At 43.4% G+C, this 15,047-nt stretch carries 13 protein-coding genes; 5 read left to right on the top strand and 8 right to left on the bottom strand.

Annotated elements, in window-relative coordinates:
* Positions 1 to 33 precede the first annotated feature (33 nt).
* The 3 genes from F597_RS0111245 to F597_RS0111235 are packed head-to-tail and all read left to right on the top strand — an operon-like array spanning position 34 to position 3,068.
* Complete coding sequence (locus F597_RS0111245) at positions 34 to 303, top strand: PqqD family protein (RefSeq protein ID WP_019539843.1); 270 nt, start codon at positions 34 to 36, stop codon at positions 301 to 303.
* Positions 300 to 1,427, top strand: coding sequence for a nucleotidyltransferase domain-containing protein (locus tag F597_RS20665; RefSeq protein ID WP_019539842.1), 1,128 nt, complete (start codon positions 300 to 302; stop codon positions 1,425 to 1,427). Before F597_RS0111245 ends, F597_RS20665 begins: the two co-directional genes overlap by 4 nt.
* Positions 1,428 to 1,430: 3 nt before the next feature.
* Positions 1,431 to 3,068: an ABC transporter ATP-binding protein gene (locus F597_RS0111235; RefSeq protein WP_019539841.1), complete on the top strand. Its 1,638-nt coding sequence runs from the start codon at positions 1,431 to 1,433 to the stop codon at positions 3,066 to 3,068.
* Here the strand turns inward: F597_RS0111235 and F597_RS0111230 are convergent, their stop codons facing one another.
* Entirely contained in the window at positions 3,069 to 3,749 is a 681-nt protein-coding gene (locus F597_RS0111230) for a response regulator transcription factor (protein WP_019539840.1), read from the bottom strand.
* Entirely contained in the window at positions 3,746 to 5,320 is a 1,575-nt protein-coding gene (locus tag F597_RS20660) for a sensor histidine kinase (protein WP_019539839.1), read from the bottom strand. The genes F597_RS0111230 and F597_RS20660 overlap by 4 nt, the downstream gene beginning before the upstream one ends.
* A gap of 190 nt (positions 5,321 to 5,510) precedes the next feature.
* On the opposite strand from F597_RS20660, the gene F597_RS0111220 reads away from it, so the two are divergent.
* Positions 5,511 to 6,368 carry a GLPGLI family protein gene (locus F597_RS0111220; RefSeq protein ID WP_019539838.1) on the top strand — a complete coding sequence of 286 codons (858 nt, stop codon included), beginning with the start codon at positions 5,511 to 5,513 and terminating at the stop codon, positions 6,366 to 6,368.
* Positions 6,369 to 6,428: 60 nt separating this feature from the next.
* The gene (locus tag F597_RS0111215; RefSeq protein WP_081624367.1) at positions 6,429 to 8,942 is read left to right on the top strand and encodes a peptidase associated/transthyretin-like domain-containing protein; all 2,514 of its coding nucleotides are present in this window, start codon (positions 6,429 to 6,431) and stop codon (positions 8,940 to 8,942) included.
* Between the two features lie 9 nt (positions 8,943 to 8,951).
* Here the strand turns inward: F597_RS0111215 and F597_RS0111210 are convergent, their stop codons facing one another.
* The 6 genes from F597_RS0111210 to F597_RS20650 form a co-directional block, all read right to left on the bottom strand.
* Positions 8,952 to 10,247, bottom strand: a complete 1,296-nt coding sequence (locus F597_RS0111210) for an alginate export family protein (RefSeq protein WP_019539836.1) — start codon at positions 10,245 to 10,247, stop codon at positions 8,952 to 8,954.
* A gap of 262 nt (positions 10,248 to 10,509) precedes the next feature.
* Positions 10,510 to 11,403 carry a bile acid:sodium symporter family protein gene (locus F597_RS0111205; RefSeq protein ID WP_019539835.1) on the bottom strand — a complete coding sequence of 298 codons (894 nt, stop codon included), beginning with the start codon at positions 11,401 to 11,403 and terminating at the stop codon, positions 10,510 to 10,512.
* 140 nt (positions 11,404 to 11,543) lie between these two features.
* Positions 11,544 to 12,464, bottom strand: coding sequence for an alpha/beta hydrolase (locus F597_RS20655; protein ID WP_019539834.1), 921 nt, complete (start codon positions 12,462 to 12,464; stop codon positions 11,544 to 11,546).
* Between the two features lie 181 nt (positions 12,465 to 12,645).
* Complete coding sequence (gene gmk, locus F597_RS0111195; RefSeq protein ID WP_026327368.1) at positions 12,646 to 13,209, bottom strand: guanylate kinase; 564 nt, start codon at positions 13,207 to 13,209, stop codon at positions 12,646 to 12,648.
* A 45-nt stretch (positions 13,210 to 13,254) separates the two neighbouring features.
* A complete protein-coding gene (locus tag F597_RS0111190; RefSeq protein WP_139224089.1) occupies positions 13,255 to 14,127 on the bottom strand; it encodes a YicC/YloC family endoribonuclease in 873 nt (290 codons plus the stop codon).
* Positions 14,128 to 14,202: 75 nt separating this feature from the next.
* Positions 14,203 to 14,928 (bottom strand): CDP-alcohol phosphatidyltransferase family protein, encoded by a 726-nt coding sequence (locus F597_RS20650; RefSeq protein WP_245542027.1) that lies wholly within the window; start codon positions 14,926 to 14,928, stop codon positions 14,203 to 14,205.
* Between the last annotated feature and the right edge of the window lie 119 nt (positions 14,929 to 15,047).

Here is a 15,047-nt window from a genome sequence, read left to right as displayed (position 1 = left end):
TTTTATCACATAAATAAAAAGTAAAACAACTGCATGCGAATAAAACAAGGATTTAAACTCCGTACCGTGGGCAAGGAGCATATTGTAGCCGGGGAGGGGCTGGCTCAGATAGATTTTAATAAATTGATTTCCCTAAATAGTTCGGCGGCTTATTTATGGCAGGAAGTCGAGGGAAAGGATTTCGATGAACAGACCCTTGCAGATTTATTGGTGTCGAAATATGACATTCCAGCCGGACAGGCGTTAGCTGATGCTGCCGATATAGCAACAAACTGGATCGAAGCCGGTATTGCAGAAAGATGAGTCGTACAGAGGAACAATTTTTCACCCTGCTACAGTCGGGATTATGGGGTAGTCCGGTAGACATCTCCCTGTTTTCCGACGATACGGACTGGCCGGCAATCCTGAAAATTGCCGTTATGCAAACAGTAAGCGGTATTGTTTTCGATGGTATATCCCGTCTCTCTTCTGAACTACAGCCTCTGACTACAATCATGCGTCAACTCTATCAGACGGTTATCCGCATAGAACAAAGCCATGAGTTGCTCAACGAACGGTTGACCCGCATAATACCTTTGCTTCAATCTGAAGATATCTATCCCATACTGCTCAAAGGACAGGGAGTAGCACAGAATTATCCGAATCCTGTCCGTCGCCAGTGTGGCGATATAGATTTATACATCGGGAAGAAAGACTACAAAAGAGCGTGTGAATTGGCTGTTGGGAGGGGAATTGTTTCAAATGACATATTAGAAAGCCATAAACATTTTCATTTCGACTGGGATGGCGTGGAGATTGAATTTCATCATATCGTTGAAAAGCTTCCTGATCCATTCAAAAATAAAAGATTTCAGTACTGGACTCAATATCATTTGCAAAAAAATAAATTGAATGTCTGGAATTTGAATAATACAGAGGTGCTGCTTCCGTCGGCAAATTTTGATGCTTTATATATCTTTAATCATGCTTTCCATCATTTTATTTCGGATGGAATAGGGTGTCGTCAATTGTGTGACTGGGTAATGTATCTCCATAGATTTCATGCTCAAATAGACAGGCAGGAGTTAATGAAGGACCTTAAAGCTTTTGGGTTATTACGTGCATGGCAAATTTTTGGGTGTATAGCCGTACATCAGCTGGGTCTGACAAAAGAAGAATTTCCATTCTATACTGACAAAATCAGAGAAGTATCTCAAAAAATAATATTGAAAGATATTCTGTTACTGGGTAATTTCGGGCGTTATGATCCGAAATGGAAGACACGTCCGCCCGGTTATCTATCCGGGAAACTACACAACTTCAGAATGAAAAACCGGAGAGCACTGAAACTATTTTCGATAATCGGGGAAAATGTGTCACTCTACTATATTTATTATTTAGTCATTGGCATACAGCAAATAGTAAATGACAAATTTAATAAACATTGAACCGTGATAGTCAACAATATACGACAGATCCTGAAATATTTGCAAGGCATACGTTTTCGCATTGTACTGAATAGTCTGGCAGGTATCTTGAATGTCTGTGCCGGACTATTCTTTGTATGGGTCTCAAAACAACTGATCGATATCGCCACCCGTTCTATAGAAGGGAATATGACCCACTATATAGTGCTGCTGATAGCAACTATGTGTAGTCAAATTATCCTGTCGGTATTGAAGAATCGCCTGGAAACAGAGACGGATATATATTTTAAGAACAAATGGAGGCATAAGCTTTTTTCCCATCTGATGATCAGCAAGTGGAATGGCAAGGAGAGTTTTCATAGCGGCGATGCTGTCAATCGTATTGAAGAAGATGTGCGTGTAGTTGCCGAAGGTATCTGTAAATCGCTTCCTGCCGTAATTATAACCTCTTTCCAGTTTCTGGCCGCCTTTCTTTTCCTAAGCAAACTCAATACGCAACTGGCGTGGACGCTTATTTTCATTATGCCTGTATTTTTGATATTGAGCAAAGTATATATAAAACGGATGCGCCGCTTTACAGAAGAGATACGTAACCTGGACAGCCAGGTGCAATCCCATATTCAGGAGAAATTACAATATAGGGTCTTGATCCAAACCCTCGCACAAAACATACCGGTAAGCGACAAGCTGGATACTATTCAATCCATATTGTATAACCGGGTGATGAAACGCACAAACTTCACTGTCTTTTCACGTATGCTGATCATGGCCGGATTTGCTACAGGTTATGTCATTGCTTTCCTCTGGGGAATAAAAGGTATCTATGAAGGTGCCATCACATTTGGTATGATGACGGCCTTCCTGCAACTGGTCGGACAGATCCAGCGTCCGCTGGTAGAACTCAGCCAGTATATACCTTCTTTGGTACATACGATTACCTCTGCTGAAAGACTGAACGAACTGGATGATCTGACCACTGAAGTGCAGGGTGAACAACAGATGCTCGACGGACAGGTGGGTATACGTCTTGAAAATATTTCGTTTGCTTATCCCGATGGTAAAAGACAGATAATAGAACATTTATCGTATGACTTTACTCCCGGTAGCCGCACGGCAATCGTGGGTGAAACGGGGGTAGGTAAAAGTACCCTTATCCGGCTGATGCTTGCCTTACTGCAACCCCGCGAAGGAAGGGTCTATTTATATAATTCCATACAGGAGCTCGAAGCCAGTCCCCTTACACGGTGTAATCTGGTATATGTTCCGCAGGGAAACACTTTGCTTAGCGGAACCATACGTGATAATCTGCTGTTGGGTAATCCGAATGCTACAGACCAGGAACTCCGAAAAGTGTTAACGACTGCGGTTGCTGATTTCATATACGATTTGCCTGATGGGTTGGATACCCTTTGCGGAGAGCGTGGAACGGGCTTAAGCGAAGGCCAGGCTCAACGTATCTGCATAGCACGCGGATTGCTTCGACCGGGAAACATCCTGTTGTTAGATGAATTCAGCTCTTCTCTGGATACGGAAACTGAACGTTTGCTTATGGAACGCCTTATCTTCCAGACCGAAGATAAAACCCTGGTATTTATCACACACAGGGAAATCGTGGCACAATATTGCGACCAAACAATCAAATTGGAGCTGAAAGGTCGGTAATCATCCTACGCACAACATGTAACCTTTCCGTACTACCGATACGATTTTCAGTGATTTATCGGATTGCAACGCATGACGCAAATAAGTTACCTGTACATTCAATGCAAGCGAGTTGGTATAATTATCGGCGCCCCATACCCTGTTGAGAAGGAGGTCACGGCTTACTGTTTCATTGATATTTTCAGCCAGAAGACGCAATATATCGGCCTGACGGGATGTGATGATAGTTTTGGTATTTCCGGTAATAAGTTCGTTAGTGGTATAGTGGAATGAAGTATTCCCCAATTTGTAAATTTTTTGAGTCGTTTCGGAAGGATTACCCAGACGCTCCTCTATCCGGGCCAATAGTTCTTCCGGATAAAACGGCTTGGAGAGATAGTCGTTCGCTTTCAATTGAAACCCTTTTAACCTGTCGTTTTTGTCGCTTCGGTCAGTCAGAAAAAAGATAAATACCTTGCTGTTCTTTCGGCGGATCTCCCCTGCTACCTCGAAGCCGTTTAGTTCCGGCATATTCACGTCCAGAAGGACTAAATCGGGTTTTACTTTATCGAAAAGATCCAGAGCGATACGTCCGTTACCTGCGTAGGTTACGTCGTAGCCATTGCGTGTGAGGAAATCTTTAAGTAAAAGCGCATACTTGATGTCGTCATCGGCAAAAAGTATTTTCAGGTATGTTTTCATTGCTGAGGGATTTTTACGGTGACCGTCGTGCCATGATTGGGTCTGGAAATGACCTCTACAGTTCCCCGGTGAGCCTCTACCGCCATTTTTACATAGCTCAGCCCGAGTCCCATCCCGGGGAGCGATGCCACGTAAGCATTCTTTGAACGGAAGAACGGCTCGAAGATATGGCTTTGTTCCGACGCCGGAATGCCGATCCCATTGTCCGATACGCTGAAAAATAACTGGTTATCATCTCTGCCGGCATGAATATGGATAACCGGCTCCTCTCCCGAATACTTTACGGCATTTTCCAGCAGATTGATCACAATATTGCTCATTATCATTTTGTCAGCAGTCACAGAGAGAGGAGTCTCTGAGAAATCGGTTTCAATATGGATTTGTTTTCCCGCATTTTTTCGTATGTTTTCGGTACAGCCAGTGATCAAAGCAGTGAAGTCGAAAAAAGAGAGATGCAGGCTCCCGGCAATTGTTTCCGCCTGGTTTACTTCCCGCAGCTTTTGCAAATAGGAGGTCAGGTTATCAGTTTCAATACGGGCACTGTTCAGCATATCCTGTTCTTCCGGAGAGGATTGCTGAAGGTATGAAACAATGGTTTTGAGTGTCTGTATCGGGCGTTTCAATTCATGAACAGTCGTATTCACGAAATTCTGCCGCAGTTTATTGATCCGTTGTTGGCGGGAGATTGTCTGTATCTGCAGCAACAGGCAGACAATAAGTACTAAAACCAATACTACGCTTATGACAATCTGTATTGCCATCGTTTTGATGATGCTCGCAGGAGCTACCGTGACGGTAATTGTAGCCACTTTTCTTTTCAGTATATTATAGGGTATTTCTACCTTGACGGATGGATTTATAATGGATAACTGTTTCACTGTTTTTGGTTGCCATAATACGGAATCGCCCGGTAATGATAACGTATCGATCCGGGTGGTTGAATTGCCTGTTTTTTGATGCACAATACTGTCCATCTCGCTTATTTTCAAGGGTGAGTTCATGTCGGCAAGGAACAGGTCTACCGCTTCGTAGACATTTTGTTGACTTTCTTTGGTCTTGAAACGGAATGTACTGGTAAGCGTGGAGTCGGTTTCCAATATCTCTTCCTCCCATCCTTTTACGGAATCTTTCTGTAATACCGTTATCGTTGGGGCTTGTTGTAAATTTCTATCCACTTGTTCGAGGATGTATTTATATTGTGTACCCTCTTCCGTTTTTTTGATACTGTCCGGTGAGATCCGTACCGTTGGTTTATCAGAGTTTTTGATTGTGTAGATAGAAATGGTCCAGTCGGTAATGTTTTCCTTTATATCGGAAATGTAGATAGTAGAGGTGTTTTGATTCAGATTGGTATTGTAATTTTTCAGGTTTTCACGTTGCGTTTTCAATTTTGCTTTTCGCCATGCTTTATAATCGTCCCAGGCCGACAAAATCTGCCCTGTTGTTTCATTGGCGGTTTTTTCGAGCGTAAAGCGGTATTGATTGTATAGCCAGTACCCCTGCAAAAGAATGACGAATAATGCCGCGGTAATACTTAATGACCAGATCAACTTTATCTTTCCCGATTTCATGCAACTGCTCCGTTATGTTGTGTGAATTGTTTTCCTGTTTGTGAAACAAAGATACGTTTTAACACGAAGATCGGATGGGTTTTGGCGGGCGATTTTTCAGGGAGTAATATTTCAGTAATATCAAAATAATCAATGGATACCGATGAACCCTTACTTTTGCCGAAAGTATAACGAATAAAAAAGATGCTTTATGAGGAAAATACTATTTCTTGCCACTTTGTTTTTACTGGGAATGACAGCCTCCGCCCAGCGTGTCACAATTCCCGATCTCAACGCATACAGTAAACTGATTCCGGTCGATTCCCTTGTTTTTACTGTACAGTATGACGTCTCGATCGTGGAAGATACAAGTTATCCTGACAACCTTACCAAAGAGACAATGATGCTGCGTGTGGGAGAAACTGTCTCGGAGTTTTACTCTTATACTTCTTTTATTGCTGATTCCGTACTGCGTGCGGATGTGCAGGCAGGTGCATCACAACTAATCATGAGCGAACATTTGCAGCAGTATGGTTTTGGAGTGATTTCTCACCGGATCTATAAGCACTATCCCAGGGGACAACTTACATTGCTCGACCGGATAGCAATGGATAACTTCGTCGTAGAAGAACCGATGCCGAAGATAGACTGGACTATCCATCCTGATACGGTTATAGTTTGTGGTTATTCCTGCCAGAAGGCTACTGCCCATCTTTACGGACGTGAATACGAAGCATGGTTCGCCCCTGAGATCCCGCGTAGCGACGGACCATGGAAACTGCACGGATTGCCGGGGATTATCCTGAAAGCGGAAGACACACAAAAGCATTACCGGTTCATAGCTACAGGGATTGAACAAAGTCGGACTGCCTCTCTGATTGAGATGCCGGAGACTTCGCGTAAGAAAGTATCCCGAAAAGAGTTGAACAGGTTGCATGAGCGTTTTAATGCCGACCCGCAAGGGTATATAAAAGTAAATGCCCCCAATGTGAAACTTACCGTAAAAGACAATATGGGTAATGATATAAGAAAAATGAGCAATCCCCATAATCCGATAGAACTAAATTGATTTGTAGATTTATTGATATGTTGATTAGCAGATGATTATTAATCATCAAATTATGAAATTATGAAATCATCAAATCTCATATATCAACAATTATTCTGCTTTTTTTTCTGCGTAGCGACACTTCTCTGCCCCTTTCAGGGAAACGCCCAGCACAAGCTTTCCGGTACGATAAGCGATAGCATGACCGGGGAATTGCTGGATGCCGCCAATGTGGTTGTGCTAAGGGGAGAGCGAACGGTAGCGTTTACCATTAGTAACGAAAAAGGAGAGTTCTCCATCCCTCTTGCTGCTTCTCCTGATACACTTACGCTCTCGGTTGCCATGATGGGCTATGCGTCTTATTTGGAGAGAATTGGGCGTACAACGGCCTTTGATGTGAGATTGATCCCTTCACCTATCCGGCTAAAAGAGGTCACCATTCGTCCGGGCAGGATATGGGGGCGGAGCGATACTGTGCGTTATGACGCATCGAAGTTTTTGCGTGAAAATGATAAAACAGTAGAAGATCTGATGAAACGTCTGCCCGGTATTCAGGTGGATGACGACGGAAAGATCCAGTATAGAGGGAAGGAAATCGGAACAATGTTTGTGGAAGGATTGGATTTGATGGATAACCGCTACAAAAGTGTAAGCCGGAATCTTTCCGCACAATCGGTAAAAGAGGTAGAGGTGCTGGATAACCATCAGCGCATAAAATCGTTGGCGGGAAAAATACCGACCGATATTGCCGATATCAATATCAAACTCAAGGATAATTTTAAAGATAAATGGACTTTTAAACCCAAAGTGTCGGCCGGTTTTTCGAACGATGATCTCTTGTACGAGGCGGAAGCGAATGCATTGCAAATCGCACGTAAAAGCCAATCCCTTTACGCGTTGAAATTATCCAATACCGGCAATGGCATCACCAAAGAAGCGGACAAGGGAATGGATGATATGTCTGGATTGCCCGATTATCGTTTGTTGCAACCCGCTATCATCTCAGCACCTTTGAAGGAAAACCGGTGGCTTTTTAATGATGCTGCACTTGCCACAGCCAACCGATTGTATCGGTTAGACGAAGATGCGCGATTGAAGGTAAATGCTTTTTATACGCAGGATCACATTACGCAGGAGACAAATTCCGTTACATCTTATTTTAATCCGGATGACACAGTGACGGTGGAAGAAAATAAAAAAAGCCATCTGAAAGGAAGGAAATTGAATCTGTCTGCCGATTACGAAGACAATACGGTAGCCCACTATTTACGGAATAAGTTGGATTTCAACTTTGAAAAGAACCGGATCAATACCGGTATAGCCGGTAGTTATAGTGTTACACAACATCAAAAGGATGAATCGCTTAGTCTGCAGGATAATCTTAGTATTACCCGCACGTTGGCCAATAAGGATATATGGCAGTTGAAAGCGGTGATGGGTTATTGGAGACGTTACCAGCAACTGGATTTTAATGAGTATAACCAGCCCGTAAGGTTGGACGGTTTTTATGCACGTGCAGAATCGGGATGGATCATCCGCCGGACTAAGATCGGTCAACACTATACTGCCGGAGCATCAGTAGATTTGAACAATCTGAGGAATCATCATCGCCTGTGGGTAACGCCTGCCTATGAATATCTGTTCAGATCTCTTACATTCAGGCTCTCCACGCCTCTACAGGCCGTGTTATTCCCCGGGGATAGAGAGATGTTGTATCTTCCCGGGTTTACTTTCAGGACAGACTATAAAATAAATTACGCATGGAATGCCCGTTTGTCGGCGCGATACGGTAAAGAGCTCAATGATATCACTGCATTTTACCGGCAACCCTATTTTACTGATTATCGTACGATATTCGGGAATGAAACCGGTATACCGGTTACCGAGAAGCAACTTTACTCATTGAGGACGGAATATAAAAACACATTGCAGGAGTTTTTCGTAACTGCTGATCTGGTGGCATCGGCTAGCCGGGTAAATCATACTTTAGAGCAAAGCTTCACGGATAATATATTCCGGTGGACTCGCCGTTATATACCGCATCATGAATCTTCGTACGGCATAAATACGGTCATCTCGAAAGGATTTTTCGATATAAGTACTAAGGTGTCGGCTGAAGTATCCTATTGGTACAATCAGTCTGCGCAAATTTGTGAAAGTAAACTGTTGCCTTTTTCATTCCGGACGCTGATAGTAAAACCCTCTTTCAGTGTATCTCCTTCCCAACAGATAGAAGTAACATATAACGGAGAACTGCGGCGGCAATGGTCTTCTTTCGGAGATAACATGTCATTAAATGGCTTGTGGAATATGAGCCACAAGGGATCTTTTTATTATATGCGGCAGCGGTTTGATCTGTCTGTTTCGGTTGAGTATTTCCGTAATGAAATAACCTCAGAGCATTCTGTAAATCTCCTTTTTGCAGACTTGATAGCTACTTATAAACTCCACCGAATGACATTACAACTTCAACTGAATAACTTATTGAATCACCGTGATTACCGTTATACAGTATATCATCCGTTGTCCCTCTATTCGTCACAAATAGCTATTCGCCCACGGGAAATCTTATTTCGTGTAGTAATGGATATTTAATTGTACTTTTTAAAATCTGCCTTTAAAAATGGTGGGATTGATGGTAAGGCTCACATAGGCCCAATCCTGCCACGAATCGGGATTGCCGGGGCGCTCTTTCGCGATAGGCATGGCGTCGGTGGCTAGCATAAATGAATAACCTCCTTCGAGCATGATATTCTTGCGGATGGGGTAGGTGAAAGTGAAATCTATTTCCGAACCTAATACCTTTTTATTTGTTCCGGCTACATCAATCGGTTGCTCAGAAGAGAAGTGGTGGTACCTCAGGTCTAACCCCAGTTTCTTCCAGGGATTCCAGTTCAGGCCGATATATTTATCCCATACACCGTAATAGTCGTATCCCCTGAAGTAATCCATTGAGCCCATGAACGAGTGGTTGGAGCGGTACAACAGATCCATCCGGGTTATCTTCTCCGAGTCGGGGTCGGGATCCTGACCGGGGTGGAACTCCGTTCCTCCGTATAGAGAGAGGCCTGGATTGAACGCGTAACGTCCCCTTAATGCCAGCATATAGGCATTTACCTTTTCGTCATTGCTGTTGGTACCCGTTTGGTAATAGAATGTACCCATTATATTCCATCTATCATTTTTGTAACCGATATTGGTACCCATGGTCTGCATATAAGCTTTCTTACTGATTACGGGCCCTTCCTCCGGAGTAGGATCCCCTGTTTCAAAACCGAGATTGATAAAAAGTGCTGATGCGGTGAATCCCACCGGATTGCGGTACTGGTACCAGAGCGTTTGCATATTCTGATAAGGCTGTCCCACTTCTTCGTAAAAAGTACCTTCGTTGGTTTTCTCGCGTGACTGATTATAAGCTAAAATCAGATGCACAGTATTCATCGGATTTTCGTAACCTAATTTCACTGCATCATGCCAGATACCGGTGGGTGTCCAACTCGATTCAGACAAGATGCGCCCGTCATCATAACTGAGCGATTGGCGTCCTATTTTAGCGAAGAACCCGTTATGTCTCATTTGTGCCCATGCTTCATGCATGGTAGTGCGTGCACCGTCGTTATCGTTCTGACGCTTTTGTCCCCAAATAGAGACATCCTGCGCGGCTACCCTGGCGGAAAGGAATCCGTTATCGAAATTGACGCCTATACGTGCCCGATTGGAGATAAAGGCTGACGGTTTGTCGGTTTCCAAACGAGGATAAGAATATCCATTGCGATATTCGAACCGGGGGCGGAGATTGATATCTATGGCGAATTCACCTCCTTTTTCTTCCTCTTGTGCACTCATAGGAAGAGGAAAAGCGAATATTACCAGAATTACAATAGTGATGAATTTTTGCATGATAAATTGAGTTGAGAGTTTGTTATTTACCCATTTGTTATGGTTGGTAAAGATACAAAATTTTATAAACTAAAAACTAATTGGAAGATAGAAATTAGAACTGAGAACTAAGAACTGAGAACTGAGAAGTTAGAAGGGGGAAGTGAAGAAATTTAAAAGTCTTGGTCCTTGACTCTTGTTTCTAATATTTACTTTTAGCTTCCCACCTTCCCACCTTTCCACTTTATAAATCCGTACATCATCGAATTATTACAGCAACACATCAATTTCTCCGTTTTTCCCTCCATATCTGCCAGGAATTGACGAGATTCTGCCAGAGCACATACATTCCGGGGCCGAGTGTGGCAAGCGGGTTCAGATAAGTTTGCGTAAGCCAGATGGCGAGTACAGTATTTTTCTGTCCCAGTCCCTGTCCTCCGGCTACGGTCTGTCCGAAACGTCGACCGATTTTTCGTCCGAAATAGAATTGCAGGAGGCAGATTATCAATGAAACGACACCTATAATTATCTCAAGGCGATAATGATCATCGCCTTGCATCCGCACGTAATAAGTAATATTGCCTATTACGATAGTGAGGGCAACTGCCCATAGGTAGAAAGAGACGATCTGTGCCGATTGGATTTTTTTGTGTATTTGGGGTGCCGTTTTTCTCAGCAACAATGCCACCAGGAACGGTAAAATCAGTATAGGTATGACACTACGGAAGATATGCCAGAAAGAAGCAGCCAATGGAATGGATTCACTGCTTTTCCCTACCAGAGAGAGAAACAGTGGGGCGATAAGAGCCACAGTGAGGTTACTGATAATGGCATAAGCTGCGGTCACTGCGATGCTGCCTCCCAACATTCCTGCTACGACGGGTGCAGAGGTTGCCGTTGCTGTTAGCATACAGATCATGGCCGCCTGTGCAAGTGTCTCGTTGAACGGACGGAGTGCAAGGTAGATAAGCGCACTCCCTACATATTGGATAGAGAGCAGGATATAATGAAATTTGGTAGGCCTGATATCGCTCCATCTCACCCGGCTATATGTAATGAAGAGCATCATTGCCAACAGATAGGGAATAGAGGGGGAAAGTACCGATAATTGCGTGTGAAACGCAATCCCCAGCACCATCGCGATGGGGAGCAGGTATTTCTCTATATATTTCCGCATATATTTATATAATGTGAATTACCAATCATCAATTACTAATGACTAATTGATTGTTGTATTAATGTGCTGATTGTTAATTATTTGTAGCTATGGTTGGAAGTTCCTGATTAGTAATTGGTAATTTGTAAAGTAATTAGTAATTAATTATAGTAATTACCCGGTGTGGTAGAAGTGTCCGACTTCCGGAGCATATCTTTGAAGTGGATATCAGTCATCCACTGTTTGCCGTTGAATACATAGTCGGAGATAAACCGGTCGATCTCCGGCAGAAACTCCTGCATGGGATATTCCGACACTTCGTGTCCGATATCTTCGATACTGTAGAACATGTAAGGATACCGTTCGCTCCTGAATTTCTTCGCCAATGGTTTTGAACCAAACATACCGAGATTGAAAAACCGTGTCTTGTCATAGGGTACCAACCTATCGGCAGTGCCATGGAAGAAAAGGGTCGGAGCAGGCGGTTGGGTGTAGGACGGTACTCCTTCGGTACTAAAAATAGCACCGGCGAAGGAGATAACACCTGCATAGCGAAAATCGTCCGGCAACACATCAGCAGAGGGATGGTTATCCCTGTTCTCATAGTCGGCCTGTAATACGGTGATGGCGCCTGCGCTTGATCCGCTGATAATGATAAGTGACGGGTCAATATGTAACTCTCTTGCATTTTCGAGCAGATAGTTAGTGGCCGAATAGAGATCATCGACCGCCATGGCAATAGCGTTTCGTAGCGGCTTGGTATTGAATACCCCCGGCGCCTTCTGATCTTTCATTCCCAGGCGGTAATCAATGGAAACGACGGTGAATCCCTTTTTAACGAAATAATTGAAAAAGGGATGATAGAGTTCTGCAGCCCTTTCTCCATTTTTGAATCCGCCACCGAAAACAAACAGAAGACAGGGTTGTGGTTGCAGGGTCGTGGAGTCGCTTTTATAAATATCCATCCTCAGTTCTTGCCCCGTCTTTTCAGCATAGAGACGTGTCTCTTTCTGCACTGTTTGACCGAAGAGGGTCAGGGTCAGGAAAAGGAGGGCACTAAAAAGAAGTAGTTTATTAATCATAGAACTTTTTTTAATTGATAATTGACAGTTGACAATTATTGATTGTGATTTTATAATTAGTTGAATGTTAATTAATTATTATGTGAAGCTGTAAATATTTAATTTTCAATTAGCAACAAACTGCCACATTTTTGAATTGTCCATTGTCCATTGTCCATTGTCAATTATCAATTATCAATTATCAATTATCAATAAAATCGGTAACCAGTTTCAATACTTCCGCTTTCGCCTGATTGTAATCGCCGTTATAGACCGTCACGTCGAATTGCGGAGCAAAGCTCATTTCATATTCTGCTTTTGCGAGGCGGTGTTCGATTACTGCCGGAGTGTCGGTTCCTCGTTTTTCAAGCCGTTCACGCAGTACTTCTACCGATGGTGGCATCACAAAAATACTCAGGGCTTGGTCGCCGTATATCTTTTTAATGTTTAATCCGCCAATACAATCCACATCAAAAACAACATTCATCCCCTCGGCGAGAATGCGGTCTACTTCACTTTTCAGTGTGCCGTAGAATTTATCTTTGTACACCTCTTCGTATTCGAGGAACTCGTTGTTAGCAATACGTCTGCGAAATTCTTCGGGCGTGAGGAAATAATATTCAACACCGTTTTTTTCTTCCCCGCGTGGTTTACGGCTGGTTGCTGAGATAGAGAACCGGATGTTCAGTTCCTGTTCCAGTAAGAATCTTATTAATGTTGATTTTCCTGCACCTGAAGGTGCTGAGAAAATGATCAGTTTGGCCATCGTCATTCCGTTTTCCGTTATCGGCATTCAAAGCCTTACCGGTAATTATAGTACATTTAAAATTTGTTCTTTCATTTGCTCCAGTTCATCTTTCATTTGTACCACGATCCGTTGCATTCCCGATTGGTTGGACTTTGAGCCGAGAGTATTGATCTCACGGCCAATCTCCTGCGCGATAAATCCGAGTTTTTTTCCCTGAGGCTCTTCCTCTTTCAGCGTGGTGATGAAATAATCGAGATGATGTGCCAGTCGGTTTTTTTCTTCATTCAAGTCCAGTTTCTCGATATAGTAGATCATTTCCTGTTCAAACCGATTTTTATCGTACTCGATCCCTTCCAGCCCGTTTAATCCTTCACGGATACGGCTTTTGACCTTTTCTACCCGTTCTTCCTCAAAAGGTTCCACGGCTTCCAGCAGGGAGCGGATATTGCTGATCTTCGTTGCCAATACCTGTGCTAACATTTCCCCTTCCTGCCTGCGGAAAGCAATGGTATCGTCCACCGCCTGGTCGACGGCCTGTTCAATAACGTTCCACTCCTCGTCGCTCAACTCCTCCTGTTCCTGTCTCATTACATCCGGGAGGCGCAACAGTACCGAAAACCATTCCTGTGGTCGGGGGATATTCAATTCGGCCGCCAGACCCGAGATTTCCCGGTGATACTGGCTCAGTACATTATGATCGATCTTCGATGTCACATCTTTGGCAATCACCTCCACATTCATGGAGAGATCCACTTTGCCACGCACAAGACGGCGGGCTAATGAATTTCGCAGAGCAATTTCTTTTTCGCGATAGGCCGAGGGAAGACGTGTAAACAAGTCAAATTGCTTGCTGTTTAATGACTTTATCTCAACTGTTATTTTCTTGTTCGGGAGTTCTGCCACGGCTTTGCCGTATCCCGTCATTGAATGTGTCATTCTTTTTTAGACACAAAGGTAGGGATTTTCGCCATATTTTGGTCTCTTTGCGTGGTGAAAGTTAGAGGATATCATTTAGGCATTCTCTATCCGTTTCTTTTTGTATTCTTCCTCTTTCATACGACGGTCGGCTTTGTCGCGCTCGTCGGCTAACCTTAAAAGTTTGCGTGCTTCTATAAGATTGGATACCAGAAGTACGATGCAGGCGACAGTGGCGAGATATTGTATAGACCCGGGGATAAATACTTCGACAGTGATAATGGTACCTAATACCAATCGCACCTCTGTGGGGCCAAAAATCCCTGAATCGATAGAGTACTTATTGCCTATCTTATACCGTAGTTGGGCGGTAATCATCTCCCATCCGTACAGAATGACGAAGAAAAAGCCTGCATATTTCCACCATCCGGGAGCATAAATAGTATAACCGAATCCGATAAGGAAAGTACCGATCCAATCTACCGTTACATCGAGTGAGAAGCCGTACCATTTGCGGGGTTTGTTGCGGTAGTAGGCTAACCGTCCGTCAAGTGAGTCGCCTACCCAGTTGACAAAGAAGCCGAGAAGGGATAGTAACAGCCAATAACGGTTCAGGAAGGCTCCCATCACAAAACTTGCAGCTACCATCGTATTACCGAAAAAACCGATAGCTGTGAGTCCGTCGGAAGATATCCAGGAGGGTATTTTTTGTACCAGATAAGCAATCGTCTTCTGTTCCCATTCACGAAGGATATTTGTTCTCTGGCGATCAGTTGAAATCAACCTGAGGGATTTGACCATTCTAAATTTGTTGCTTTTCATTTTGAACCTATCTTTATTTTATCCATACCTTATTACAAAAGTAGTCAATAAATTGAATGTTACGGTTCTGTTACGAGAAAAAGTGCAATAAGATTTGAAATAGTCTGGTTTTTTGAATG

The sequence above is a fragment of the Proteiniphilum acetatigenes DSM 18083 genome (assembly GCF_000380985.1).
GTDB classification, from domain to species: Bacteria; Bacteroidota; Bacteroidia; order Bacteroidales; family Dysgonomonadaceae; genus Proteiniphilum; species Proteiniphilum acetatigenes.
This window is presented reverse-complemented; position numbering and strand designations above follow the sequence as displayed.